The organism is Nonomuraea sp. NPDC003201 (genome assembly GCF_053590415.1).
In genome coordinates, this window is the sequence record NZ_JBSFTC010000162.1 from 1 (window position 1) to 24,812 (window position 24,812).

Sequence of the window (24,812 nt, forward strand, 5' to 3'; positions counted from 1 at the left end):
GCCGGGGCCTCGGCCGCGGCCGGGCACAGCCGCACGTCGCCGCTGGCCACCTTGGCCAGCTGACGCACGTGGACGCGCTCCTCGTGGGTCAGCCGCAGCGCGTCGGCCAGCGTGATGAGCACCTGCGTGGACGGGTTGCGGTCGCGGCCCTGCTCCAGCCTGGTCAGGTATTCGACGCTCACCCCCGCCAGGGTGGCCAGCTCGGACCTGCGCAGCCCCGGCGTGCGCCGCCGCGGGCCGCCGGGCAGCCCGACGTCCTCGGGCCTGACGGCCTCCCTGCGGGAGCGCAGGAACGCCCCCAGTTCGTTGTCATCCACGGGCCACGAGTGTAGGCCCGGCGACCGGCCCGTAGCGTGGCCCCGTGAGGGCCAGTCTCAGCGCGGTCTCCCTAGCCCGCCCGGTGTCCACGAGCCTGGGACGCATGGAGAACATGACATTGGCAGTGATCACCGGCAGCGTTCGCGAAGGGCGGTTCGGCCCCAGGATCACGGAGTGGCTCACGGAGCGGGCGCGCACGCACGGGCTGTTCGACCTCGACGTGATCGACCTGGCGCAGACGCCGCTGCCCGCGGTGATGCCCGCCACCCCCGAGGAGCTGGCCGACGTGGAGTCCCGCCCGGAGGACCTCAGGCGGCTGGCCGCGCGGCTGGCGGCGGCGGACGCGTTCGCGGTGGTGACGCCGGAGTACAACCACAGTTTCCCGGCCTCGCTCAAGAGCGCCATCGACTGGCACTTCACGGCGTGGATGGCCAAGCCGGTCGCGCTCGTCTCCTACGGCGGGTACGGCGGCGGGGTGCGGGCGGCCGAGCACCTGCGGCCGGTCTTCGCCGAGGTGCACGCCGTGACGATCCGCAACACGATCAGCTTCGACCAGCACTGGAGCCGGTTCGGCCCCGACGGCGAGCTGCTGGACCCGGAGGGGCCCGACGTCGCCGCCAAGGCGCTGCTCGACCAGCTCGGCTGGTGGAGCGGGGTGCTGCGGGACGCCCGCCGGACCACCCCCTACGTGGCCTGAGGCCCTAACACAGGGCCATCGCCGTCTGCCACACGCCGGGCAGCGCCGCCAGGACCAGGTCTCCCTTGCGGCGCCGGTCCCGGCGGGTCTCCGCCCCCAGGTCGGCCAGCAGCTCGCGGAAGCCGTCCTCGTATCCGTGCTCGCCCGCCTGCTCACCTGCCTGCTCACCCGCCAGGGCCCGCTTGGCCAGGCAGCGCGCGTAGGTGGCCACCAGCCAGAAGACCGCCTCCCGGTGCAGGCCGCGCCCGATGAGCTCGCGGGTGCCGTCGATGGCGATGGGCCGCGCGGCCGGGGTGATGTCCGAGTCGAACGGGTAGGAGGGGACGCGGACGGCCGCCGCGGCGTCGAACACCTTCTCCAGCACGGCCAGGTGCCGCTCGACCCGGGCCGCGCTCAGGTGCGCGGCGCCCAGGAGTTCGAGCAGGCTCTCGTGGAAGTCCAGCCGCCCGTGCTCGGCGAGCAGCTCGCCCACGTCCACGTAGCGGCGCCGGATCGTGGGGTTGCGCAGCGCCGCCACCAGCAGCACGTGGGTGGTCACCCCGGTGCCGAACAGCCACGAGTTGACCTGGTCGGGCAGGGGCGCCCGCTCGTCGATGCCGTTGATGAACCCGCGCACCCGGTCCATGGCGTTGGTGCACCGGGCCAGGATCCACGGCCGCTCGGCGAAGTCGCGCGAGACCACCCGCTGGATCTCGGTCAGCCGCCCGGACGGGTCGGCCAGCACGCAGGGGAGGTGGAAGCTGCCGGCCAGGTGGTAGTCGCTCAGCACCTCGTGGGTGGAGCCCAGCTCGGAGACGGAGGAGACCTCCAGCAGGACCCCGCGGTAGGCGAACTTGCCCAGGCGGACGGGCTGGTCCGTGACCACGATGACGTCCACGTCCGAGGTCGCGGCCAGCTCGGCGGCCGGGTCGGCCCACAGGGCCGACCCGGTCAGGAAGGCCCCGTCGAAGCCCGGCAGCGCGGCGCCTTCCTCCAGCACCCACTGCCGAGCGATCTGTCTGGCTTCCTCAATCCGCATCCACTTCCTCCCGATCTGGGCCGCGGCGCGCGGTCCGGATCAGAACGAACGCGCCCAGCACGACAAGCACCACCAGCCCGCCCCAGATCCAGCCGGGAACCCCCGCGGAGGCCGCGGGCCGCTCGCCGGCCGCCGCGGCGGACCCGACCGCCCGGGGCGGCGTGCTCGCCGTCGGCCCCCCGCCGATGGACGAGGGCGAAGCCGATGAAGAAGGTGATCCTTTCACGCTGAAGGGGATTTCGCCCTCAATGGGATGCCCGTCGGACGAAACCACCCGCCAGGCGATGACGTACGGGCCCGGGGGGAGCGGCTGCGGGACGTCGGTGAGCACCTTCGGCCCTTCGAGCACCGGCTTGCCGAGCGGGACCTCCTTGCCCGCCGCGTCGTGCAGCACGACGAACGGGAACTTCACGCTCGCGCTGTATTCGAGCTCGATCTCGTCGACCGAGCCGACCTGGGAGTCCTTGGCAGGCGAGCTGCTCTTGAGCGCGTCGTGCGCGAACGCCGGCGACGCGGGGAATATCAGGACGAGGGCGCACGCGAGTGCCGCCCCGATGATGTGTCGTGGCAGGAACGCCATGATGGGTCTCCAGAACGATCTCCCGGACGCGCGCGTGGCGCCGTCCGGACACAGGCAAGGGTACGCGCCCCGCCGGGCGCGCCAAGGAACTTGTGCGTCAGCCGAAGTGCCTCGGCCCCTGGGGTGGGCCTCGCCTGAGGATCGCGCCGGAAACGGTCCTTCCCGCGTACGCGGTCAGATACGGGGTGACCGGCCGCCACGAGGGCCGCACGGCCCCGGCCGGGACGGCGGTGGCGGGCAGCGCGACGATCAGCCGCGGCGCGCCGTACAGGCGGATCATGAGCCACAGCGCGCGCTCGCCCCGGTGCAGCCACCAGGCCGTCAGCCCCGCCATCGTCAGATGGACCAGCGCCATGCCGGGCGCGGGATGCCCGTGCGCCGGACCGGCCTCGGCGGCGGGCGTGAGCCGCTCGAAGAGCTGGTGCAGCAGCATCTGGGTGCCGACGGTCGCCACCAGCACCGCCACGGGGCCGCGTTCGCGCCCGTCGATCAGGTATGCCAGCCCGAGCGCGGCCAGCACCCCCGCCAGGTAGACCTCGAACGGCACCAGGCCGCCGCCCGCCAGCGCGTGCCCGCCCGCCGACACCGCGCCGCAGACCGTCGCGAACACGACGGCCCGCACAAGACGCAGCACTGACGACGCGCAGGGCACAGCCGACATTCTCCTGGAAGGTCCGGAGAAATTCTCAGATTTCCACGGGGAATTACCCTTTTGGCCGGCCCGGACGGCCCTGCAATCGGCGTCGTAGCAGGTCATCCGGCCCATATCCGGCTCTCCGGACACAGGCTCGGCGACGCCGGAACGCCGCGATGTGCGTTTGTGAAAGGGACGACCCGCTATTGACACTTTTTCACCGGCGCTTTCCCAGCATGGGATATTCGCCTGCGGCGTGGCGTTGAAGAGCACCTCGCCGCAACTGTAACCATCGTACCGATCTTGTCGGCCCGCTCGACGGGCGGCACAGGCCGGACCCTGGCCTGACGCATCCCGAAAGGTACGGTACATGCCCACTCCCAATTCACGGACAATTGCCCCAGTCAATTCCGCTTGGCCCAAGGCGCGTCACGCGATGAGATGGGCAGTGAGCGGCTCTCTTTCGATGGTCCTGGTCGCCGCCCTGGTGCCGGCGGCGAGAGCGGACGACGACGACACCGACCGCACCGTCGAGGCCGCTGACACCGACACCGCCGACATCGGCACCGCTGACACCACCGGCACCACCGGCACCGCCGACACCACCGACCGCCGCCGCCGTCACCGTCACCGTCACTTCCCCCTCATCCACGGCGACAGATGCAGCCCGCACCTGTTCTTCAAGGTGCACTCGCTCTCGCCGCGGAACTTCTTCCTGCCCCGCACCAACTTCGTCGACGGCCCCGGCGGCACGGTCACGGCGTCGGTCACCCGGGAACACGAGGTCCGCGCGTTCCTGGAGACCGAGAACGAGAGGCGGAAAGCCGTCTCCACGACTGAACCGCTCACCCCCGTGGAACCGATCACCACCCGCGAAGTGGTGCACGAGATGCGCAGGATGGGGCTTCCGCACCTCGAAGAGCGTCACATGGTCTTCACCGGCCACGAATACAGCCGGGAGATCACCAAGGGGATGTACGGCCACCTGTGGTACCGCGTCTTCGGCTACCGCATCGGCTGGTCGGCCTGGCGCGTGATGGGCACGTGCCGCGACGTCAGGGTCTCCAGCGGATACGCCAACATCCCCGCCAGGGTCGAGGGCTGGCGCTACTGGGAGACCAAGTATCCGACCTTCAAGCACCGCCGCCTGCCCTGGAAGCCGTGAGCGTACGGCGCCGTTGGCCACGGGCGCGCAGGCCGTGGGACACTGCTCGTGGCGCCGGGCCGGCGTGCGCCCCGCGCGGGCGCGGAAACCGCGGACAGAGGCAGCGGCAGACATGGCGACTCCCCCTTCGATCCGGGTGGTTCTCGTGGAGGATCACGCCATGGTCGCCGAGGCCATCGGGCTGGCGCTGGCGCGGGTGCCCGACATCGAGGTGGTGGCCCAGACCGGCAGCGTCGCCGGGGCGCTGGCCGAGACCGGCAGGTGCCAGCCGGACGTCGTCGTGCTCGACCGGCGCCTGCCCGACGGCGACGGGATCGCGGCCATCGGGCGGCTGGTGGCGGCGGCGCCCAAGGCGCGGGTGCTGGTGCTGACCGGCGAGGCGACCGTCTCCGTGGCGGCCCGCGCGGTGGCGGCCGGGGGCGCCGGGCTGGTGGTGAAGTCGTCCCGGCTTGGGGAACTGGAATCGGCGGTGCGCGAGGTGGCGGCCGGCGGGGTGGTGTTCGCGCCCGGGCTGCTGCCCGGGGTGCTCGACCGGCTGACCGGGCGCGCGGGGCTCCTGGGGTCCGCGCTGACGGCTCGCGAGCGGGAGACGCTGCTGCTCCTGGCCGACGGCATGGGCGCGCGCGAGATCGGCGAACGGCTCGGCGTGGCTCGCAACACGGCGCGCAACCACGTGCAGCACGTGCTGGAGAAGCTGGGCGCCAGGACCAAGCTGGAGGCGGTCGCGTTGGCCCGCAGGGAAGGGCTGCTCGACTGACGCATATGCACCATCTCGCGTCCCACAGGTGTACCAGGCGGCCTGGCGCGGATGCGTCTCGTGATCGGATAATGGCTACCCGAAAGTAGAGGGGTGGTCAGCGAGAAGGCCGGGCAGTACCAGGTGGACACGCCCCTGCCGAAGGAGATGGACAGCATCACGGCGGCGCGTCGGATCGTCCGTCGAGCCCTGGCGGAGTGCGGCTACCAGGGCTACCACGAGGACGTCCTCCTCGTGGTGTCCGAGCTGGTGACCAACGCGCTGGTGCACGGCGACGGCCCGCCGTCCCTGAGGATGCGGGGCAGCGCGGCGCAGGTGCGGGTCGAGGTGGGCGACGCCGGGGAGCGGCTGCCCGAGCCTCGCGAACCCGGTCCGTCGAACGGCTGGGGCCTGCACGTCGTCCGGCTCCTGTCCACCGGCTGGGGGACCACGCCCGTCGACGGGGAGAAGGGCGGAAAGGTGGTGTGGTGCGAGCTGGCGCCCCGCCTCGCCCCGCTCCAGGCCCGCGCTTACGACTCCTGAACCTGCCGGGAGGGTTTGGGTCATCGGGCCACGTCGTGAAAAGCTGCGGTATGGCCGTGGATAATCCTCCACAAGCGGATATGGAGTTGCTCGTCCAGAGCATCCGCGATTACGCCATCTTCATGCTCGATCCCCGCGGCAGGATCGTGAGCTGGAACGCCGGGGCCCAGCGCATCAAGGGCTACACGGCCGAGGAGATCATCGGCACCCACTTCTCCGTCTTCTACCCGCCTGAGGACCTCGCGGCCGGCAAGCCGTTCGCGGGGCTGGAGGCGGCCGCCGCCGACGGCCGCTGGGAGGAGGAGGGGTGGCGGGTCCGCAAGGACGGCACCAGGTTCTGGGCCAGCGTGGTCATCACCGCCCTGCGCGACGGGCGCGGCGAGCTGCGCGGGTTCGGCAAGGTGACGCGCGACCTGACCGAGCGGCGCAGCATGGCCAGGGCGCTGGACGAGCGCGGCCTGCTGCTCGGCCACCTGGTCCAGGCCCAGGAGCGGGAGCGCCGCCGCATCGCCTCCGACGTGCACGACGACACCATCCAGTCCATGGTCGCCGTCGGGATGCGGCTGCGGGTGATGGAGGGGGGCCTGCCCGAGGAGCACGCGGCCGACGTGCGCGCGCTCGGCGACGCCGTCGAGGCCGCCGTGGGGCGCCTGCGCGACCTGGCCTTCCGGTTACGCCTGCCCGGCGAGGGGCTGGCGGAGGGGCTCGTCTTGTACCTGGAGCGGGAGATGGCGGGGGTGGCGTACGAGCTGGTGAACCGCCTGGACGGCGAGCCGCCCGCCGAGGCCGCGATCACCGTCTTCCGCATCTGCCAGGAGGCCCTCACGAACGTCCGCAAGCACGCCGGGGCCGCCGCCGTCGCCGTGGAGCTGGCCTCGCTCGACAAGGGTGTCCACGTCCGCGTGCGCGACGACGGGGTCGGGATCACCCGCCAGGACGGCCAGGACGGCCACTTCGGGCTGATCGAGATGCGCGAGCGGGCCGAGACGGCCGGCGGCTGGTGGAGCATCCGCGGCGCGCCCGGCGCGGGCACGACGGTGGACTTCTGGGTGCCGGCCGTCGCGCGCCGCCCGTCATGATCCCGGCGTGATCCCGTCATGATCCCGGCGTGATCAGCGCGAGGGTCTGGCGGGCGATCTCCCATTCCTCGTCCGTCGGGATGACGAGCACGGCCACCTCCGCGTCCGGCGGCGAGACCGCCCGCTCCCGCGCCGACTCGGCCTGGTTGAGCGCGGGGTCCACGGTGACGCCGAGCCGGTCGAGCCCGGCCAGGGACTCGGCGCGGGTGGCCGCGTCGTGCTCCCCGACCCCGCCGGTGAACACGATCGTGTCCAGCCGCCCGAGCAGCGCGTAGTAGGCGCCGACGTACTTGCGGATGCGCCGCGTGTAGACCGCCAGGGCCAGCCGGGCCTCGGCGTCGTCGCGGGCGCGCACCTCGCGCATGTCGCCCGTCCCGGCCAGCGCCAGCAGGCCGCCGTGGCGGTCGAGCCCGCTCTCCACCTGCCGCGCGTCCATCCCGTTCACGCGTGCCAGGTAGCCGGCGAGCGCGGGGTCGACGTCGCCCGAGCGAGTGCCCATGACCAGTCCCTCCAGGGGTGTCAGGCCCATGGAGGTGTCGACGCTGCGCCCGCCGGAGATCGCGGTCGCGCTGGCGCCGTTGCCCAGGTGCAGCACGATGAGATCGAGGGTGGCCGGATCGCGGCCGAGGAAGGCGGCGGCGCGGCGGGAGACGTACGCGCAGGAGGTGCCGTGGAAGCCGAAGCGCCGCACGCCGAGCCGCTCGCGCCAGTCGCGCGGCACCGCGTACGTGTACGCCTCGGGCGGCAGCGCCAGCTGGAACGCGGTGTCGAACACCGCCACCTGCGGCACGCCCGGAAAGGCGCCGCGCGCCACCCGGATCCCGGCGAGGTTGACCGGATTGTGCAGGGGCGCGAGCGGCGTCAGCTCCTCGATCGCCCGGATCACGCCGTCGTCGACGAGCACCGCCTCGGTGAACCGGGTCCCGCCGTGGACGACGCGGTGCCCGACCGCGACCGGGTCCAGCTCCGGCCCCGCCGCCTCGAACGCCTTCATGACCGCGGCCAGCCCCGCCTCGTGCCCGGGGAACGGCTCCTCCGACACGTAAGGAGGCCGGTCCCCGGCGTGGTGCGTCAGCCGTCCGCGCTCCTCGCCGATGCGCTCCACCAGCCCCCTGGCCGGGCGCTCGCGGGTGCGGACGTCGACGAGCTCGTACTTGATGGACGACGAGCCCGTGTTCAGTACGAGGATGCGCCCGGCCACGTCCACGACCTGATCTCGGGGGTGTCCTCGCCGGTCTCGCGCGTGTGGGCGCGGGCCCGCAGCCGCTCGTCGCTCATGCGCTGGCGCAGGTGCGCCGCCGTGGTGCCGAGCCCGGGCACCCGGTCGATGACGTCCATGACCAGGTGGAAGCGGTCGATGTCGTTCATCATGGCCATGTCGAACGGCGTCGTCGTGGTGCCCTCCTCCTTGTAGCCGCGCACGTGGATGTTGGCGTGCCCGTGGCGGCGGTAGGTGAGCTGGTGGATCAGCGACGGGTAGCCGTGGAAGTCGAACACGACCGGCCTGTCCGCGGTGAAGAGGGCGTCGAACTCGGCGTCCGACATGCCGTGCGGGTGCTCCGTGGCCGGCTGGAGGCGCATGAGGTCGACCACGTTGACGACCCGTACCTTCAGCTCGGGCAGGTGTTCGCGCAGGATCGCGGCGGCGGCGAGCGTCTCCTGGGTGGGCACGTCGCCCGCGCAGGCCAGCACCACGTCCGGCTCGGCGCCCTCGTCGGTGGAGGCCCACGGCAGGATGCCCAGGCCGCGCGTGTTGTGCGCGACGGCCTCGTCCATCGTGAACAGGTCCAGCACCGGCTGCTTGCCCGCCACGATCACGTTGACGTAGTCGCGCGAGCGCAGGCAGTGGTCGGCGACCGACAGCAGCGTGTTGGCGTCCGGCGGCAGGTAGACCCGCACCACGGACGCCTTCTTGTTGATCACCACGTCGAGGAAGCCGGGGTCCTGGTGACTGAAGCCGTTGTGGTCCTGGCGCCACACGTGCGAGGACAGCAGGTAGTTGAGCGAGGCGACGGGCTGCCGCCAGGGGATCTTCTGCGATGACTCCAGCCATTTCGCGTGCTGGTTGAACATGGCGTCCACGATGTGGATGAACGCCTCGTAGCAGTTGAACAGCCCGTGCCTGCCGGTCAGCAGGTAGCCCTCCAGCCAGCCCTGGCACAGGTGCTCGCTCAGCACCTCCATCACCCGGCCGCCGGGGGCCAGGTGGTCGTCCGTCGGCAGCACCTCGGCGTTCCACGCCCGGTCGGTGGCCTCGAACACCGCCGACAGCCGGTTCGACGCGGTCTCGTCCGGCCCCATCAGCCGGAACGTCCGCGGGTTGGCGATGATCACGTCACGCAGGAACCCGCCCAGCACCCGCGTCGGCTCGCTCGACTGCCCGGCGGGCGCCTTGACCTCGACCGCGAGCCGGCGGAAGTCCGGCAGCCGCAGCGGCTCCAGCAGCTCCCCGCCGTTGGCGTGCGGGTTGGCGCTCATCCGGCGCGTGCCGCGCGGCACGGTCTCCAGGACCTCCCGCACGGGCCCGCCGCCGGAGTCGAACAGCTCCTCCGGCCGGTACGAGCGCATCCACTGCTCGAGCATGCCCAGGTGGGCGGCGTTCTCGCGGACGTTGGCCAGCGGGACCTGGTGCGCCCGCCAGGTGCCCTCGACCTGCTTGCCGTCCACCTCGCGCGGCCCCGTCCAGCCCTTCGGCGTCTGCAGGACGATCATCGGCAGCCGGTCGGCCGTGCCCTGCTTGTACGCGGCCATCTGGTCGAAGGCGGTGTCCAGGGCGCGCGCCATCTCCTCGTGGTCCGGCCCCACCACGTGGGGGCGGTAGCCGTAGCCCTCCATGAGCTTGAGCAGCTCGAGTTCGGGGATGCGGGCGAGCACGGTGGGGTTGGCGATCTTGTAGCCGTTCAGGTGCAGGATGGGCAGCACGATGCCGTCGCGGTCGCGATCGGTGAACTTGTTGGAGTGCCAGCTCGCCGCGAGCGGGCCCGTCTCGGCCTCGCCGTCGCCGATGACGCAGGCCACGACCAGGTCCGGGTTGTCGAAGGCGGCCCCGTACGCGTGCGCCAGCGAATAGCCCAGCTCCCCGCCCTCGTGGATCGACCCCGGCGTCTCGGGCGCCACGTGGCTCGGGATCCCGCCGGGGAAGGAGAACTGGCGGAACAGCCGCCGCATGCCCTCCACGTCCTGCGAGACGTCCGGATAGCGCTCCGAGTAGGTGCCCTCCAGCCACGCGTGCGCCACCGCGGCGGGGCCGCCGTGCCCCGGACCGGCGATGTAGATCATGTCCTGGTCCCGCTCCCTGATCACCCGGTTGAGGTGGGCGAAGCAGAAGGTCAGCCCCGGCGTGGTGCCCCAGTGGCCGAGCAGGCGCGGCTTGATGTGCTCGGGCCGCAGCGGCTCGCTCAGCAGCGGATTGTCCAGCAGGTAGATCTGCCCGACGGACAGATAGTTCGCCGCCCGCCAGTACGCGTCGATATGGTCCATCCTCTGCTGCTTCCTCCACAGAACGTGCTGAATCCACGAAACGCCGGATAAGGTGCCGAACATGGCATTCAGGAGTTCGCGCTGGTACTCGGGGAACGACCGCAACTCCTACATCCATCGGGCATGGATGCGGCGTGGCCTGCCCCGCGAGGCGTTCGAGGGCGGCAAGCCGCACATCGCGATCGCCAACACCGCCTCCGATCTCACCCCCTGCAACTCCCACCTGGACGAGGTCGCCGAGAGCGTCGCCAACGGCGTCTGGGAGGTCGGCGGCGTGCCGCTCAACCTGCCGGTCGTCTCCCCGGGCGAGACGAACGTGCGACCCACCGCCATGCTCTGGCGCAACCTGGCCGCCATGGCCACCGAGGAGATGCTGCGCGCCAACCCCATCGACGGCGTGGTGCTGCTCGGGGGGTGCGACAAGACCATCCCGTCGCTGCTCATGGCCGCCTCCTCCGTGGACCTGCCCGCCGTCGTGATGCCCGGCGGCCCCATGCTGACGGGACACTTCCGCGGCGCGCCGCTCGGCTGCGGCACCGACGTGTGGCGCCTCAGCGAGGAGGTACGCGCGGGCACGCTGTCGCGCGAGGCGTTCCTGCGGTCCGAGTCGTCCATGATCCGCAGCCGCGGCCACTGCAACACGATGGGCACCGCCTCCACCATGGCCTGCATGGCCGAGGCCCTCGGCATGACGATCCCCGGCACCGCGGGCACCCCCGCCCCCGACAGCCGCCTGCTCGAACGCTCCCACGAGACCGGCCGCCTGGCCGTGGACCTCGTCCTTCAGGGCCGCCGCCCCAGCCAGGTCATGACCAGGGCCGCGTTCCTCAACGCCATCGTGACCCTGGCCGCCGTCGGCGGCTCCACCAACGCCGTCGTCCACCTGCTGGCCGTCGCGGGCCGGCTCGGCGTGGACCTCACCCTGGACGACTTCGACCGCACCGGCGCCGGGGTGCCGCTGCTCGTGGACCTCCAGCCCGCCGGACGCCACCTGATGGACGACCTGTTCCGGGCGGGCGGCCTCACGGCCGTGCTCAAGGAGGTCGAGGACCTGCTCGACCCGGAGGCGATCACCGTCACGGGCCGCCCGCTCGTCAAGCACCTCGCCGAGGCCGAGATCTGGGACGAGAGCGTCATCAGGCGCCGCTCCGACCCGCTGCTGCCCGACGCCGGCATCGCCGTCCTGCGCGGCAACCTCGCCCCCGGCGGCGCGGTGATCAAGCCCGCCGCCGCCTCGCCCGAGCTGCTGCGCCACCGCGGCCGGGCCGTCGTCTTCGACAGCATCGAGGACGTGTACGCCCGCCTCGACTCGCCCGGCCTCGACATCGACGAGACCTCGGTGCTCGTGCTGCGCGGCTGCGGCCCCAAGGGCTACCCCGGCATGCCCGAGGTGGGCAACCTGCCGCTGCCCGCCAAGCTGCTGGAGAAGGGCGTGCGCGACATGGTGCGCATCAGCGACGCCCGCATGAGCGGCACCGCGTACGGCACGGTCGTCCTGCACACCGCGCCCGAGGCGGCGGCCGGCGGCCCGCTGGCGAAGGTGCGCACCGGCGACCCGATCGTGCTCGACGTGGCCGCCCGGCGGCTCGACGTGGACATCCCCGACGCCGAGCTGGCCGCCAGGGAGCCCGTGAAGATCGGGTACGCCCGGCCCGTACGCGGCTGGGAACGCCTCTACGTCGAGCACGTCACCCAGGCCGACCGCGGCGCCGACCTCGACTTCCTCATCGGCTCCAGCGGCGACCACGTGGGCCGCGAATCCCACTGAGCCCAAAAACTCCGCTCCGCCGTGCGCGGAATGGGGCCGCGTGGGTAAGCGGTTCCAGTGGGAGATCTGCGAAGCTGGCTGACGCCACGGTCTTAACGGAGCACGACAAAGGTGCGGCGGTGAGCCGAGCAGGTTTCCCGTCGGCAGGGACAATGGTGATCCGGTTTGGCGACACGAGGAGGAAGCGTGAACGGCGACATCACCCAGAGCCAGGAGTGGGCGGCTCTCGGCAAGCACCATGAGGAGCTGGCGGGCAGGCGGCTGCGGGAGCTGTTCGCGGAGGACCCGGGCCGCGCCGGGCGCATGACCGTGACCGCCGGCGACCTCTTCCTCGACTACGCCAAGCAGCGCGCCACCGGCGAGACGATCGACCTGCTGGTGGCCCTGGCCGAGCGGGCGGGGCTGCGCGAGCGGATCACCGCGATGTTCGGCGGCGAGCACATCAACGTCAGCGAGGACCGCGCCGTCCTGCACGTCGCCCTCCGCCTGCCGCGCGCCGCCGAGCTGGTCGTGGACGGGCAGGACGTGGTCGCCGACGTGCACGCCGTGCTCGGGAAGATGAGCGCCTTCGCCGACCGGGTCAGGTCCAAGGAGTGGAAGGGCGCCACCGGCAAGCCCATCGAGACCGTGGTCAACATCGGCATCGGCGGCTCCGACCTCGGCCCCGCCATGGCCTACGAGGCGCTGCGCGACTACGCCGACGCGGGCGTGGCGGCCAGGTTCGTCTCCAACATCGACCCGGCCGACATCATCGGCAACCTCGCCGGCCTCGACCCCGCGACCACGCTGTTCGTGGTCAGCTCCAAGACGTTCACCACGCTCGAGACGCTCACCAACGCCCGCGTCGCCCGCCGCTGGCTGGTCGAGGCGCTGGGCGAGGACGCGGTGTCCAAGCACTTCGTGGCCGTCTCCACCAACGCCGCCAAGGTCGCCGAGTTCGGCATCGACACCGACAACATGTTCGGCTTCTGGGACTGGGTCGGCGGCCGCTACTCCTACGACGGCGCCATCGGCCTGTCCCTGATGATCACGATCGGCCCCGAGCGGTTCCGCGAGATGCTGGCCGGCTTCCACATCATCGACGAGCACTTCCGCAGCGCCCCGTTCGAGGCCAACATGCCGGTGCTGATGGGCCTGCTCGGGATCTGGTACAACGACTTCTTCGGCGCCGAGACCCGCGCCGTGCTGCCCTACAGCCAGCGGCTGCACCGCTTCCCCGCCTACCTGCAGCAGCTCACGATGGAGTCCAACGGCAAGTCCGTACGCGCCGACGGCACGCCCGTCCCGGTCGCCACCGGCGAGATCTTCTGGGGCGAGCCGGGCACCAACGGGCAGCACGCCTTCTACCAGCTCCTCCACCAGGGCACCCGGCTCGTGCCCGCCGACTTCATCGGCTTCGCCGAGCCGTTCGAGGACCGCGAGGGTATGCACGACCAGCTCATCGCCAACCTCCTGGCCCAGACCTCGGCGCTGGCGTTCGGCAAGACGGCCGAGGAGATCGCCGCCGAGGGCACGCCGCCCGAGATCGTGCCGCACAAGGTGATGCCCGGCAACCGGCCCACCTCCACGATCCTCGCGCCCAAGCTGACCCCCTCGACGCTGGGCCAGCTCGTCGCGCTCTACGAGCACATCGTGTTCGTCGAGGGCACGATCTGGGGGATCGACTCCTTCGACCAGTGGGGCGTCGAGCTGGGCAAGAAGATGGCGCTCGACCTGGCGCCCGCGCTCACCTCCGAGGACCCGCCCACCGGGCTCCCCGACGCCTCCACCGAACAGCTCGTCCGGAAATACCGCGAGCTGCGCGGAAGGCGTGTCTGACATGCGCCACGCGACCGAGCACAGGAGGGGCGCGGAGCGGGCGGGGGCGCTGGTGCTGTTCGGCGTCACCGGCGACCTCGCGCGCAAGATGATCCTGCCCGCCCTCTACCGCCTGACCGCCGACAGCCGCCTCGACGTGCCCGTCATCTGCGTGGCCAAGACCGACCTCGGCCTCGACGGGCTGCGCGAGCACGTCCGCCAGGCCGTCGGCGGCGTGCGCGACGCGGCCTTCGACAAGCTCGCCGGCAACCTGCGGCTGGTCGCGGGCGACTACCGCGACCCCGAGACGTTCGCCAGGCTCCGCGAGGAGGCGGCGGGCAAGGGCTTCCTCGTCCACTACCTCGCGGTGCCGCCGTCGCTGTTCGCCACGGTCGCCGAGGGCCTGGCCGGGGCCGGGCTCAACCACGACGCCAGGCTCGTCGTGGAGAAGCCGTTCGGCCACGACCTCGCCTCGGCCCGCGAGCTCAACGAGGAGCTGCTCAAGCACTTCGACGAGGACCACGTGCGGCGGGTCGACCACTTCCTGGCCAAGGAGCCGGTCGAGGACCTCATGGTGTTCCGGTTCGCCAACACGCTGCTGGAGCCCATCTGGAACCGCAGCCACATCCGCAGCGTCCAGATCACCATGGCCGAGGACTTCGACGTGCGCGACCGCGGCGCCTTCTACGACGCCAACGGCACGATCCGCGACGTGGTGCAGAATCACCTGCTCCAGCTGCTGGCCATCCTCGCCATGGACCCGCCGCCGTCCACCGACGCCCGCGCCCAGCTCGACGAGAAGTGGCGGGTGCTGCGCGCCGTGCAGGCCATCGACCCCGCCGACGTCGTACGCGGCCAATACTCCGGATACCTCGACACCCACGGCGTGCGGCCCGATTCCACCACCGAGACGTTCGTCGCCCTGCGCGCCTACATCGACAACTGGCGCTGGGCCGGCGTGCCGTGGTGCATCCGCTCCGGCAAGGGGCTGCCGACCACCGACCTGGAGATCGTCGCCGAGCTGCGCAAGCCGCCGGTGACGATGTTCCACGGCGGCGACGCGCCCCCCGCCCCCAACCTCATCAGGTTCCGGCTGCAGCCGGACGCGGGGGTCACCTTCGACCTGCTGGCCAAGGAGCCGGGCAAGCAGCACACCAGGCCGGTGCCGGTCAGCGTCGACTTCACCAAGGTGCTCGGGCCGATGGAGGCCGCCTACGAGCGCGTCCTGGCCGACGCCGTCAGCGGCGACCCGCGGCGGTTCGCCAGGTTCGACCTGGTGGAGGAGTCGTGGCGGATCGTCCGGCGGGTGCTCGACCTGCCGGAGCGGCCGCTGCCGTACGAGCGGGGCTCCTGGGGGCCCGAGGCGGCCGCGAAGATCGCGCCGGGCGGCTGGCACGAGATCTCCACGACGTTCGACTGACGCTGGAGCGACGCCGGTGGCGAGAGGAGCGAGCTGTGGTTGACCATGGTGGGATGGACATCATGAAGGTGGTCGAGCAGGCGAAGGACGCCGCGACCGTCAAGCGCGTCTTCGGTGAGCCCGTCCAGCAGGGCGACGTCATCGTCATCCCGGTCGCCCGGGTCGTCCAAGGGGGCGGCGGCGGGGACGGCCGGGGCAAGGGGGAGAGCGGCGAGGGCGGGGGCAGCGGCGGCGGCTTCGGCTTCAGCGCCACGCCCGCGGGCGTCTACGTGCTGAAGGACGGCGAGGTCAGCTGGCGGCCCGCCGTCGACGTCAACCGCATCGTGCTCGGCGGCCAGATCGTGCTGATCGTGGCGGCGCTCACCGTCCGCTCCATCCTCAAGAAGCGGCGGCGCGGGCGCTGACGTGCTGATCGACCTGCTCGACGCCGAGCTGCCCGCCCGGGACTTCCTGGTCCCGGGCTCCAACCTGCCGGTGCGCCAGGCCCGGCTGGACGGCATGTCCTCGCTCGTGCGCTTCCCGCCCGGCTGGGCCCGGCCCCAGCGCGGCCACTATCTGGCGGGGGAGGAGTTCGTGCTGCTGGAGGGTGAGCTGTCCGTCTCCGGCATCACGTACGCGGCCGGGCAGCACGGCTGGCTGCCCGCCGGGACGCTGCGCCACTCCGGCGCGGCCCCCGGCGGCGCGCTGGCGTTCACGGCCTTCGCCGGTGAGGACACCTGGGTGCCCAGCGACCTGGACGAGCCGGACGGCCCGAGCCTGCGCACGCCCCTGGAGAGCGTCGTCATCCCCGAGGGCGGCCTGCGGCTCACCCCGCACTCCGTCCTCCTGGACACGCCCGTCGCCCTCGGCGGCCCCGCCGAGATGATCACCGTGCCGACCTGGACGTGGGAGCGGTCGGCCCTGATCCCCGAGGGGCGGGTCCTCGTTAGGCGGGCGCCATGACCGCAGTGACGTAGTTCGTGGCCTTCGGGGGAGTCGTGCTGCTCGGGGCGAGGTCGCCCGGTCCCGGCTTCGCGGTCGTCGTCCGCCCGTGCGCCGCTCCGCCGCTCCGACGTCTCCGGGCGCCTGCACGGCATGGCGGCCGCCACGGGCATCGCCGTGGGCGTGTTCGTCCGGGTGGTGGCCGGCCTGACCGGCGCCGCCCTCGGCCTCAAGCCGGTTGCCGCCCTCGGCCTCAAGCCGGCCGCCGCCACCCGCCCGTAGCGGCCCTTCGGCCACCGCCGGCACCGGCGACGGGCTGCGTGTCCCGGCCGGTGCGGTGGCGTGTGGCGTTTGGCGATCAGGCGGTGCTTGGCGTCCGGTGGTCCGGGAGGGCCGAGCCGGCGGCCAGGACGGCGAGGCCGGCGAGGGTGATCGCGGCGCCGACCCAGAGCGGTGAGACGAACCCGAAGCCGGACCCCAGGGCCAGCCCGCTCAGCCAGGCGCCCAGCGCGTTGCCGACGTTGAAGGCCGCGATGTTGGCGCCGGAGGCCATCGTGGGCGCGTCCTGGGCGTACCGCATGATCCGCAGTTGCAGCCCGGGCGCGGTGGCCAGCCCGACCGCGCCCATCAGCAGCAGCGAGACGATCGTCATGACCTTGCTCTGCGCGGTCAGCGCGAACACCGCGAGCACCGCGGTGAGCAGCGCCAGGATCGCGGCCAGCGACGTGTTCAGCGCTCGGTCGGCGAACTTGCCGCCGAGGAAGTTGCCCGCGAACGTGCCGGCCCCGAACAGCACCAGCAGCCACGGCACCGTGGCGCCGGCGAACCCGCTGACCTCGGTGAGCGTGAACGCGATGTAGGTGAACGCGCCGAACATGCCGCCGAAGGCGAGCACGGTGACCGCGGCGGAGACCCAGACCTGCGGCCGGCGGAACGCGCCCAGCTCGGCGCGCAGGCTCGTCCCGGCCGGCGCCGGCGTCGGCGGCACCAGCAGCCGGATCCCGGCCAGCGCGACCACGCCGATGACCGTGATCGCCCAGAACGTCGAGCGCCAGCCGAGCTGCTGGCCGAGCAGCGTGCCCAGCGGGACCCCGAGCACGTTGGCCGCGGTCAGCCCGCCGAACATCAGCGCGATGGCGCCGGCCCGCCGGTTCGGCGCGACCATGTCGGCGGCGACCACCGAGCCGACGCCGAAGAACGCGCCGTGGCACAGCGCCGCCACGACCCGGCCCGCCATCAACACCGGGTAGACCGGCGCGATCGCGGAGATCAGGTTGCCCGCGACGAACAGCAGCATCAGCGCCAGCAGCACCTTCTTGCGGTCGAACCGGGCGATGGCCGCGGTGAGCCCGATGGCGCCGACCGCCACGCTCAGCGCGTAGCCCGAGACCAGATATCCGGCGACCGGCTCGCTGACGCCGAAGTCCGCCGCGACCTCGGGCAGCAGACCGATGATCCCGAACTCGGTGAGCCCGATGCCGAAGCCCCCGAGTGCCAGGGCGAGAAGCCCGACAGGCATGTCAATCCTCCATTGCAGTGCGTCCGCCTTTATGCGGCGTCTGCAATTATTGCCAGCGCTGCCTGACCTTCGCCAGTGGCCGGTGAGCCACTATGCGAAAGAATCAGGCCACCCTCAGGACTTCGTCGCGCCGGCCGTGAGGCCGGTGATGAGATGGCGCTGGACGAGGAGGAAGACGGCGCCGGCCGGGATGGCGATGAGCACGGCCGAGGCGGTCATCAGTCCCCAGTCGGACCAGTGCTGGCCGACGAACTGCTGCAACCCGACCCCCAGGGTGCGCTTGTCCTCCTGGGACATGAACACGGTGGCGTAGCCGACCTCGCCCCACGCGGTCATGAAGCAGTAGAAAGCGGTCACCGCGATCCCCGGCCGCGCGAGCGGCAGCACCACCCGCCAGAACGTGCCGAACGGGGTCAGCCCGTCCACCATCGCCGCCTGGTCGATCTCCACCGGCACGGTGTCGAAGTAGCTCTTCATCATCCAGGCGCAGAACGGCACCGAGATCGTCATGTACGCGATCACCAGCCCGGGGATCTGGTTGAGCAGCCCGAGCCCGGCCATCAGGTTGTAGAGCGGCACGATGAGGATGGCGACCGGGAACATCTGGGTGATCAGCAGCAGCCACATGACGGAACGGTGCCCGGGGAAGCGGAACCGGCTGACGGCATACCCGGTGGTCGCCGCCAGGAACACCCCGGCCAGCATGGTCAGACCGGCGGTGAGCACGCTGTTGAGCAGCCACCGCGGGAACTCGGTCGCGGTCAGCACGCGGACGTAGTTGTCGAGCGAGGAGTGGTCGAAGAGCCGCAGCTCCGCCGACAGCCAGCTGTCGCGCGGCTTGAGCGAGGTCAGCACCAGCCACACGACCGGGAACAGCGAGACGGCCACGGCGAGCAGCAGGCCCGCGTGCAGGCCGATCGAGGCCAGCGGGCCGCGCTCGCCGCGCCCTCGACCGTGCCCGCGCGTCGTCGTGCTCACCAGGGATCTCCTTGACTACGCAACGTGCGGCGGTAGCCGACCGCCAGCACCACCAGCATGAGGAGGATGATCACACCCCAGGCGGCCGAGCCGGCGTAGTCGCGCACGCCGGTGAAGGCCTCGCGGAAGGCGTAGGTGACCAGGATCTCGGTCTCGCTGCCGGGGCCGCCCCGCGTCACGAGGAAGATGATCGGGAACATGTTGAACGTCCAGATCGTGCCGAGCAGGATCACCGTGGACGACACCTGGCGCAGCCCCGGGAGCGTGATCGCCCGGAACCGCTGCCACGCGTTCGCCCCGTCCACCTCGGCCGCCTCGTACAGTTCGGCCGGGATCGACTGCAGGCCGCCGAGCATGGCGACCATCATGAACGGCACCCCGATCCACACGTTCACCGCGATCACCGCGATCTTGGCCGTGGTCGGGTCGTCCAGCCAGCCCACCGCGGGCAGCCCGGCCGCCTTCAGCAGGCCGTTGATCACGCCGTAGTCGCTGTTGTACAGGTAGCGCCAGACGAAGGCGGCCACGAAGGCGGGCACCGCCCAGGGCAGGATCAGCAGCACGCGGTAGACGGAGCGGAAGCGCAGCCGGCGGTTGAGCATCACGGCCAGGCCGAGGCCGATGCCGTAGTGCAGGCCCACGCAGACCACCGTCCACACGACGGTCCAGGCGAGCTTGTCCCAGAACAGGCCGGAGGTCAGGATCCGCAGGTAGTTGTCCAGGCCGACGAACTCATAGGTGGCCGGGATGACGTTCACCCCGATGGTCCGGCCGATGTTCGCCTCGGTCGCGTCCGTCAGCGACAGGTACACCCCGCGCGCCAGCGGCCAGCCGATCAGCACCGCCATCACGACCACCACCGGCGCGATCATCGCCCACGCGTACCAGTGGGCCGACAGCGCGCGCCGTAACCGCCCTGGCCTGTCGTGACGGCCGCGAGCCCCCTCGCCCGCGGCCGCCACCCGTCCGGTCGAGACCGCCACCGGTCAGCTCCAGTCCTTCATGATCCCGCGGTACTGCTCGTCGACCTTCTTGAGCAGGTCCGCGGGCGCGGACTTGCCGCCGACGAGCGCCTGGTAGCCCTCCAGCAGCGGCTGGAACAGCTGCCCGCCCTCGGGGATCCAGGGCCGCGGCACGGCGGTGTCCATGATCGGCTTGAAGACCACGACGTCGGAGTTGCCCTGGACGTCAGGGTTGGCATAGGCGGAGGTACGCGTCGGCAGCAGGCTGATCTCCTTGGCGATCTTCGCCTGGGCCTCCGCCGTGGTCATGAAGCGGACGAACTCGTAGGCGGCCGGGATGTTCTTCGAGCCCGCGTAGATCGCCAGGTTCCACCCGCCCGTCGGCGCCCCGGCCTTGACCGAGCCGGCCGGGACCGGCGCGATGCCCAGGTTCGTCTTGTCCTTGAACTCCTTGCCCTGGTAGATCTCCGACAACGACCACGGCCCGTTGTAGATCATCGCCGCCTTGCCCTCCTTGAGGGCGGTCATCGCGTTGGCGTAGCTCTCCGTGGTGGCGGGCTTGGGGGCGGCGCCCGAGCTGATCAGGTCGGCCACGGTCTGGATCGCCCGCACGTTCGCCGGCGAGTTCACCACGATCTTCTTGTTGGCCACGTCGAGGAGGTCGCCGCCCTCGCCGTAGATGAACGGCAGCAGGAAGTAGGAGTCGACGTTGAGCGCCAGCCCCTCGGCGCCGGTCTTGGCCTTGACGTCGAGCGCGGTCTGCTTCAGCTCGGCGATCGTCTTCGGCGCCTCCTCGTACCCCGCCTCCTTCAGCAGCCGCTTGTTGTAGAGCAGCGCGAGGGTGTCGGTGACCTGCGGCACGGCGTAGGTCTTGCCGTTGTACTTGGTGCTGCTCAGCGGCCCCGGCAGGAAGTCGGCCTCGTTGTCCACCGCCCGCGTGCCGTCCAGCGGCTGCAGGTAGCCCAGCGACGCGAACTGCGAGGTCCAGGCCACCTCCGAGCGGATCACGTCCGGCGCCCCCGCCCCCGCCTGCGCGGCGGTCTGGAACTGCCCCTGCGCCTGGTCGGAGGGCACGTTCACGTACTTGACCTTGACCTGCGGATATTTCGCCTCGAACGCCTTGATCAACGCCTGGAACGTCGGCCCCTCGCTGTCCGGCCGCGTCGTGTCCCACCACGTGATCTCGCCGCTGACCTTCGACGGATCGGAGACGGTCGCGGTCGGGGGTGCCGCGGTCCCACCGCCGCAGGCGGAGACCGCCAAGGCGAGTGCCGCAACGATCGCTGCGGCGGGTAAGAGTCGTCGCATGTCCTTCTCCTCATCTTTCCGAGGGGGGAACACGCCGGACGTTACGCCGAGGTGACGCTCCTTGAAAGATGGGTACGTAAGGGTTTTGCAAGTTGTTACCTTGATCCACGGATCCGGCGGATCGGCCGCCGGACCGCGTGTTCCCCGACGTTTTCGCAGGTGATCTCCTATGGTGGAGCCCTGCCCGCCGCGCGTCCGCCGGCCCTCCGGTCAGGGAGCGGTCCCAGCTGTTTCAGCAATTTCCAGAAAGGGTTGCAAAGCGTCGTGATCCGCGAGGGCGAGGCGAGGGCCCACTGGATCGACCGCGACACGGTGGCGTGGCAGGTCGACCCGTCGTTCGAGCACACTCTGGCGTGCGGCGCCGAGCGGGTCATCCGGCTGTCGCCCGGGACGCTGAGCGACGAGCAGCGAACCGCTTGGCCGCACCTGGCGTCGTACACCGCGCTGAAGGTGGACCCGCGCGACGCCGGCCTCGTCCGCGAGGCGCTGCGCGAGCGGGTCCTGGCCGTGGCGCGGGACGGCTCGGGCGAGCTCGTGGCGGCGACGGGCGTGCAGCTCCCCGGCGTGCTCGACGACCTCTACGCGGGGGCCGCCACCGCGACGCTCGGCCCCAGGGGACTGGCGGTCCCGAGGCTGTCGCTGTGGGCGCCGACCGTCCGCAAGGTCGAGCTGGCCCTGTACGGCCCCACTCACGGGCGGGGCCGGAGCGTGCACCCGATGCGGCGCGACGACGAGACCGGCGTCTGGTCGATCCGCGGGCTGCCGGCCTGGTGGGGCCGCGAGTACACGTTCCTGGTCACGCACCACTCGGGGACGAACGAGGTCACGGACCCGTACGGCCTGGCCGTGACCCCGGACGGCGGGCGCAGCAGGCTCGTCGACCTCGACGGCCCCGCGCTCAAGCCGCCCGGCTGGGACCGGCTCGCCAAGCCCCCGGCCGTCCCCCAGCACCGGGCGACGATCTACGAGCTGCACGTGCGCGACTTCTCGGCCTCCGACGCCACCGTCCCGGCCGGGCTGCGCGGCACGTACGCGGCCTTCGGCCTCGACTCCGCCGGGATGCGGGAGCTGCGGGCGCTGGCGGAGGACGGGCTGACGCACGTGCATCTGCTGCCGGTGTTCGACTTCGCCACGGTGCCCGAGCGCAGGGCCGACAGGACCGAGCCCGACTGCGACCCAGACTGTGACTTCGCCGCGCTGCCGCCCGACTCGCGGCGGCAGCAGGAGTGCGTGGCGCGCACGGCCGCGACCGACTCCTTCAACTGGGGGTACGACCCGCTGCACTACACCGTGCCCGAAGGCTCGTACGCGACGGACCCCGACGAGCGGATCAAGGAGTTCCGCGCCATGGTCGCCGCGCTCAACGGGGCCGGGCTGCGCGTGGTGATGGACGTGGTCTACAACCACACCCACTCCACCGGCGTGCTCGACCCGATCGTGCCCGGCTACTACCACCGCCTGCTGGCGGACGGCGCGGTCGCCGACTCCACGTGCTGCCCCAACACCGCGCCGGAGCACACGATGATGGGCCGGCTGGTGGTCGACTCGGTCGTCACCTGGGCCCGCCAGTACAAGATCGACGGCTTCCGCTTCGACCTCATGGGCCACCACCCGAAGGCCAACCTCCTCGCCGTCCGCCGCGCCCTCGACGAGCTGACCGTGGAAAGGGACGGCGTGGACGGCAGGTCGATCATCCTTTACGGCGAGGGCTGGAACTTCGGCGAGGTGGCCGACGGGGCCAGGTTCGAGCAGGCCACGCAGGCCAACCTGGCCGGGACCGGCATCGGCACGTTCACCGACCGGCTGCGGGACGCGGTGCGCGGCGGCACCCCGTTCGAGGCCGACCCGCGCGTGCAGGGGTTCGGCTCGGGCCTGGCGGGCGCGCCGAACGGCGCCCCGGTCAACGGCACGGCCGAGCAGCAGCGGGCCCGGCTGGCCGGCTACACCGACCTGATCAAGCTCGGGCTGGCCGGGAACCTGCGCGACTACGTGCTGCCCTCCGGGAAGAAGGGCTCGGAGATCGACTACAACGGCGCACCCGCCGGGTACGCGGCCGAGCCGGGCGAGACGGTGTCGTACGTGGACGCGCACGACAACGAGACGCTGTTCGACGCGCTGGCGTACAAACTGCCGCAGCCGACGCCGATGGCCGACCGGGTGCGCATGCAGGTGCTGTCGCTGGCCACCGTGCTGCTGGCGCAGGGGACGGCGTTCGTGCACGCGGGCAGCGAGCGGCTGCGCTCGAAGTCCCTCGACCGCAACTCCTTCGACTCCGGCGACTGGTTCAACCGGCTGCTGTGGGACTGCTCGCTGGGCAACGGGTTCGGCGGCGGGCTGCCGCCCAGGGCCGACAACGAGTCCAGATGGCCCTACGCCGGGCCGTTGCTGGCGGACCCGGCCCTGCTCCCCGGGTGCGCGGCGATCGGCGAGTGCCGGGCCGGGTTCGGGGAGCTGCTGCGGATCCGGGCCTCGTCGCCGGCGTTCGCGCTGGGATCCGAGGTGCGCGAGCGGCTGACGTTCGCCGACGCGGCGGACGGGGTGATCGCGATGCACGTGGACACGTCCGGGCTGGACCCGCGCTGGTCGTCGGTCACCGTGGTCTTCAACGCCACCCCGGCCACGCACGTCCAGCCGATGGAGCGGCTGGCGGGGCGGGCTGTGGCGCTGCACCCGGTGCAGGCCGCCTCCGCCGATCCGGTCGTCCGGGAGTCCGCGTTCGACCCGGACACCGGCACGCTCACGGTCCCGGCTCGCACGGTGGCGGTGTTCGTCGCCAAAACCCACCCGGGATAGAGGTGGGACGGCTCGGGTAGGGGGAACATTCAGGACGAAGAACATACATCACTGGCGTTGGCGATCGCGACAGCGCAAACTGGATGGACGGCGATCGCGTGGAGCAGTGGAGCACCCGTGGACAATCACCTTGATCACATGCCGGTCCTGTCCCGCGGCAGACATCGCAATCCGAAACGCGGTGCCTGCTTCATGGAACTGGCCTCCTACCTGGCCGGAGAGCGGTGGAGCGACCACCCGGCCTGCACCCACCCGTTGCTGGCCGCACTCGCCCGCCTGGTCAACGACAACACCAGCGACGAAAGCCGCGCCCAGCTCGTCCACCTCGTCCCGACCATCATCGGCCTGACCAGCGACGACCTGAGGCTGGACGCCCGCATCGCGCTGCGCTGCGCCACGACGGCCCTGCCGGTGGCGGCGGCCGAGCGCCAGCTCGCGCTGGCGGTGTCGGTGCTGGCGGCCGAGGAGATGCTCGCCAGGCTCGAAGGGGCCCCGTCTGGACAGCTCAGCGAGCGGAGCCGCCGGGCGATGGAGGAGGTGCCGCACGCGGCCGAGCAGGCCCGGCGCTTCAGCCGCGCGGCCCGGATCACGGAGAAGGGCTTCCGCCGGTACGCGGCGCCGAACGCGGTGCAGCTGTCGGTGGTGGGCATCGTCCAGGCCTGCATCGCCGACCCGGACGCGCTGCTGCGCCGCCTGCTGGAAGAGGCGATCGACGACTGCGTGACCCTCATCCGCACCCCGGAGCGCACCACCCCGGCCCCGGCCCACGCCTGACCGGTTCACGACGGCGCCCGGGTGCCGGGCGCCGCCCGTGATCGGGCTACTTCGCAGTTCAGGGAAGCCTCTCCTTCGTTGCGGATCTTGGTGACCTGTGCCTACATTTCCAGATGAAATATTGGGAATGGAGGCACTTTCGTGACTATTGAGCTGACTCATCCTTATTCGCCGGAGAAGCACCACAGCCACCGTGACGTCACCGGTGGGTGGTTGCGGCCCGCCGTCTTCGGGGCGATGGACGGGCTGGTGTCCAACCTCGCGCTGATCGCCGGAGTCGTGGGCGCGGCCGGCGCCGGGCGCGGCGCGGTGGTGGCCGGGG

General features: G+C 71.7%; 24 protein-coding genes. 14 read left to right on the forward strand and 10 right to left on the reverse strand.

Annotation, left to right across the window (positions count from 1 at the left end):
• A partial coding sequence (locus tag ACWDX9_RS38455; protein WP_449963195.1) for a helix-turn-helix domain-containing protein occupies window positions 1-317 on the reverse strand: 317 nt, incomplete at its 3' end.
• A 113-nt stretch (window positions 318-430) separates the two neighbouring features.
• Here ACWDX9_RS38455 and ACWDX9_RS38460 point away from each other — a divergent pair.
• Complete coding sequence (locus tag ACWDX9_RS38460; RefSeq protein ID WP_350727873.1) at window positions 431-1,015, forward strand: NADPH-dependent FMN reductase; 585 nt, start codon at window positions 431-433, stop codon at window positions 1,013-1,015.
• Window positions 1,016-1,019: 4 nt separating this feature from the next.
• Here ACWDX9_RS38460 and ACWDX9_RS38465 read toward each other — a convergent pair whose 3' ends face one another.
• The 3 genes from ACWDX9_RS38465 to ACWDX9_RS38475 form a co-directional block, all read right to left on the reverse strand.
• Window positions 1,020-2,033, reverse strand: a complete 1,014-nt coding sequence (locus ACWDX9_RS38465) for a hypothetical protein (RefSeq protein ID WP_449963197.1) — start codon at window positions 2,031-2,033, stop codon at window positions 1,020-1,022.
• Entirely contained in the window at window positions 2,023-2,613 is a 591-nt protein-coding gene (locus tag ACWDX9_RS38470; RefSeq protein ID WP_449963200.1) for a copper resistance CopC family protein, read from the reverse strand. The genes ACWDX9_RS38465 and ACWDX9_RS38470 overlap by 11 nt, the downstream gene beginning before the upstream one ends.
• A 97-nt stretch (window positions 2,614-2,710) precedes the next feature.
• Window positions 2,711-3,247 carry a hypothetical protein gene (locus ACWDX9_RS38475; protein ID WP_449963203.1) on the reverse strand — a complete coding sequence of 179 codons (537 nt, stop codon included), beginning with the start codon at window positions 3,245-3,247 and terminating at the stop codon, window positions 2,711-2,713.
• 448 nt (window positions 3,248-3,695) lie between these two features.
• Here ACWDX9_RS38475 and ACWDX9_RS38480 point away from each other — a divergent pair, with 448 nt between their 5' ends.
• The 4 genes from ACWDX9_RS38480 (at window position 3,696) to ACWDX9_RS38495 (ending at window position 6,770) form a co-directional block, all read left to right on the forward strand.
• Complete coding sequence (locus tag ACWDX9_RS38480; RefSeq protein WP_449963206.1) at window positions 3,696-4,412, forward strand: hypothetical protein; 717 nt, start codon at window positions 3,696-3,698, stop codon at window positions 4,410-4,412.
• Window positions 4,413-4,524: 112 nt separating this feature from the next.
• Window positions 4,525-5,169: a response regulator transcription factor gene (locus ACWDX9_RS38485; RefSeq protein WP_449963209.1), complete on the forward strand. Its 645-nt coding sequence runs from the start codon at window positions 4,525-4,527 to the stop codon at window positions 5,167-5,169.
• 93 nt (window positions 5,170-5,262) lie between these two features.
• Window positions 5,263-5,691, forward strand: a complete 429-nt coding sequence (locus ACWDX9_RS38490; protein ID WP_364249568.1) for an ATP-binding protein — start codon at window positions 5,263-5,265, stop codon at window positions 5,689-5,691.
• A gap of 80 nt (window positions 5,692-5,771) precedes the next feature.
• Window positions 5,772-6,770 (forward strand): PAS domain-containing sensor histidine kinase, encoded by a 999-nt coding sequence (locus ACWDX9_RS38495; protein WP_449963212.1) that lies wholly within the window; start codon window positions 5,772-5,774, stop codon window positions 6,768-6,770.
• A 16-nt stretch (window positions 6,771-6,786) separates the two neighbouring features.
• Here the strand turns inward: ACWDX9_RS38495 and ACWDX9_RS38500 are convergent, their stop codons facing one another.
• The gene (locus ACWDX9_RS38500) at window positions 6,787-7,971 is read right to left on the reverse strand and encodes an acetate/propionate family kinase (RefSeq protein ID WP_449963215.1); all 1,185 of its coding nucleotides are present in this window, start codon (window positions 7,969-7,971) and stop codon (window positions 6,787-6,789) included.
• Window positions 7,947-10,250, reverse strand: coding sequence for a phosphoketolase family protein (locus ACWDX9_RS38505; protein WP_449963218.1), 2,304 nt, complete (start codon window positions 10,248-10,250; stop codon window positions 7,947-7,949). The genes ACWDX9_RS38500 and ACWDX9_RS38505 overlap by 25 nt, the downstream gene beginning before the upstream one ends.
• 61 nt (window positions 10,251-10,311) lie before the next feature.
• Between ACWDX9_RS38505 and ACWDX9_RS38510 the strand changes: the two genes are divergently transcribed.
• The 6 genes from ACWDX9_RS38510 to ACWDX9_RS38535 all read left to right on the forward strand — a co-directional run bounded on the left by ACWDX9_RS38510 (window position 10,312) and on the right by ACWDX9_RS38535 (window position 16,438).
• Window positions 10,312-12,018 (forward strand): IlvD/Edd family dehydratase, encoded by a 1,707-nt coding sequence (locus ACWDX9_RS38510; protein WP_449963221.1) that lies wholly within the window; start codon window positions 10,312-10,314, stop codon window positions 12,016-12,018.
• A 186-nt stretch (window positions 12,019-12,204) separates the two neighbouring features.
• Window positions 12,205-13,836, forward strand: coding sequence for a glucose-6-phosphate isomerase (pgi, locus tag ACWDX9_RS38515; protein ID WP_449963224.1), 1,632 nt, complete (start codon window positions 12,205-12,207; stop codon window positions 13,834-13,836).
• A gap of 1 nt (window position 13,837) precedes the next feature.
• Entirely contained in the window at window positions 13,838-15,235 is a 1,398-nt protein-coding gene (zwf, locus tag ACWDX9_RS38520) for a glucose-6-phosphate dehydrogenase (RefSeq protein ID WP_449963227.1), read from the forward strand.
• A 53-nt stretch (window positions 15,236-15,288) separates the two neighbouring features.
• Window positions 15,289-15,639 (forward strand): spore germination protein GerW family protein, encoded by a 351-nt coding sequence (locus ACWDX9_RS38525; RefSeq protein ID WP_449963230.1) that lies wholly within the window; start codon window positions 15,289-15,291, stop codon window positions 15,637-15,639.
• A gap of 1 nt (window position 15,640) precedes the next feature.
• Complete coding sequence (locus ACWDX9_RS38530) at window positions 15,641-16,177, forward strand: hypothetical protein (protein ID WP_449963233.1); 537 nt, start codon at window positions 15,641-15,643, stop codon at window positions 16,175-16,177.
• A 132-nt stretch (window positions 16,178-16,309) separates the two neighbouring features.
• Window positions 16,310-16,438, forward strand: coding sequence for a hypothetical protein (locus ACWDX9_RS38535; RefSeq protein ID WP_449963235.1), 129 nt, complete (start codon window positions 16,310-16,312; stop codon window positions 16,436-16,438).
• Window positions 16,439-16,514: 76 nt separating this feature from the next.
• On the opposite strand, the gene ACWDX9_RS38540 is transcribed toward ACWDX9_RS38535, so the two are convergent.
• The 4 genes from ACWDX9_RS38540 to ACWDX9_RS38555 form a co-directional block, all read right to left on the reverse strand.
• Window positions 16,515-17,675, reverse strand: a complete 1,161-nt coding sequence (locus tag ACWDX9_RS38540; protein ID WP_449963238.1) for an MFS transporter — start codon at window positions 17,673-17,675, stop codon at window positions 16,515-16,517.
• Between the two features lie 114 nt (window positions 17,676-17,789).
• A complete protein-coding gene (locus tag ACWDX9_RS38545; protein ID WP_449963241.1) occupies window positions 17,790-18,653 on the reverse strand; it encodes a sugar ABC transporter permease in 864 nt (287 codons plus the stop codon).
• A complete protein-coding gene (locus ACWDX9_RS38550; RefSeq protein ID WP_449892431.1) occupies window positions 18,650-19,636 on the reverse strand; it encodes a carbohydrate ABC transporter permease in 987 nt (328 codons plus the stop codon). Before ACWDX9_RS38550 ends, ACWDX9_RS38545 begins: the two co-directional genes overlap by 4 nt.
• A gap of 3 nt (window positions 19,637-19,639) precedes the next feature.
• Complete coding sequence (locus ACWDX9_RS38555; RefSeq protein WP_449963244.1) at window positions 19,640-20,923, reverse strand: extracellular solute-binding protein; 1,284 nt, start codon at window positions 20,921-20,923, stop codon at window positions 19,640-19,642.
• Between the two features lie 264 nt (window positions 20,924-21,187).
• Here ACWDX9_RS38555 and pulA point away from each other — a divergent pair, with 264 nt between their 5' ends.
• The 3 genes from pulA to ACWDX9_RS38570 form a co-directional block, all read left to right on the forward strand.
• Window positions 21,188-23,716, forward strand: a complete 2,529-nt coding sequence (gene pulA / locus ACWDX9_RS38560) for a pullulanase-type alpha-1,6-glucosidase (protein WP_449963247.1) — start codon at window positions 21,188-21,190, stop codon at window positions 23,714-23,716.
• Between the two features lie 192 nt (window positions 23,717-23,908).
• A complete protein-coding gene (locus ACWDX9_RS38565) occupies window positions 23,909-24,490 on the forward strand; it encodes a hypothetical protein (protein WP_350727893.1) in 582 nt (193 codons plus the stop codon).
• 141 nt (window positions 24,491-24,631) lie between these two features.
• A partial coding sequence (locus ACWDX9_RS38570; RefSeq protein WP_449963251.1) for a VIT1/CCC1 transporter family protein occupies window positions 24,632-24,812 on the forward strand: 181 nt, incomplete at its 3' end.

Excerpts from the sequence above, each read along its gene's own strand:
- ACWDX9_RS38460 (WP_350727873.1), top strand. The coding sequence starts at position 431 with ATGACATTGGCAGTGATCACCGGCAGCGTTCGCGAAGGGCGGTTCGGC.
- ACWDX9_RS38465 (WP_449963197.1), bottom strand. The coding sequence starts at position 2,033 with ATGCGGATTGAGGAAGCCAGACAGATCGCTCGGCAGTGGGTGCTGGAG.
- ACWDX9_RS38470 (WP_449963200.1), bottom strand. The coding sequence starts at position 2,613 with ATGGCGTTCCTGCCACGACACATCATCGGGGCGGCACTCGCGTGCGCC.
- ACWDX9_RS38485 (WP_449963209.1), top strand. The coding sequence starts at position 4,525 with ATGGCGACTCCCCCTTCGATCCGGGTGGTTCTCGTGGAGGATCACGCC.
- ACWDX9_RS38495 (WP_449963212.1), top strand. The coding sequence starts at position 5,772 with ATGGAGTTGCTCGTCCAGAGCATCCGCGATTACGCCATCTTCATGCTC.
- ACWDX9_RS38505 (WP_449963218.1), bottom strand. The coding sequence starts at position 10,250 with ATGGACCATATCGACGCGTACTGGCGGGCGGCGAACTATCTGTCCGTC.
- ACWDX9_RS38510 (WP_449963221.1), top strand. The coding sequence starts at position 10,312 with ATGGCATTCAGGAGTTCGCGCTGGTACTCGGGGAACGACCGCAACTCC.
- zwf (WP_449963227.1), top strand. The coding sequence starts at position 13,838 with ATGCGCCACGCGACCGAGCACAGGAGGGGCGCGGAGCGGGCGGGGGCG.
- ACWDX9_RS38525 (WP_449963230.1), top strand. The coding sequence starts at position 15,289 with ATGGACATCATGAAGGTGGTCGAGCAGGCGAAGGACGCCGCGACCGTC.
- ACWDX9_RS38535 (WP_449963235.1), top strand. The coding sequence starts at position 16,310 with ATGGCGGCCGCCACGGGCATCGCCGTGGGCGTGTTCGTCCGGGTGGTG.
- ACWDX9_RS38540 (WP_449963238.1), bottom strand. The coding sequence starts at position 17,675 with ATGCCTGTCGGGCTTCTCGCCCTGGCACTCGGGGGCTTCGGCATCGGG.
- ACWDX9_RS38555 (WP_449963244.1), bottom strand. The coding sequence starts at position 20,923 with ATGCGACGACTCTTACCCGCCGCAGCGATCGTTGCGGCACTCGCCTTG.
- ACWDX9_RS38565 (WP_350727893.1), top strand. The coding sequence starts at position 23,909 with ATGGAACTGGCCTCCTACCTGGCCGGAGAGCGGTGGAGCGACCACCCG.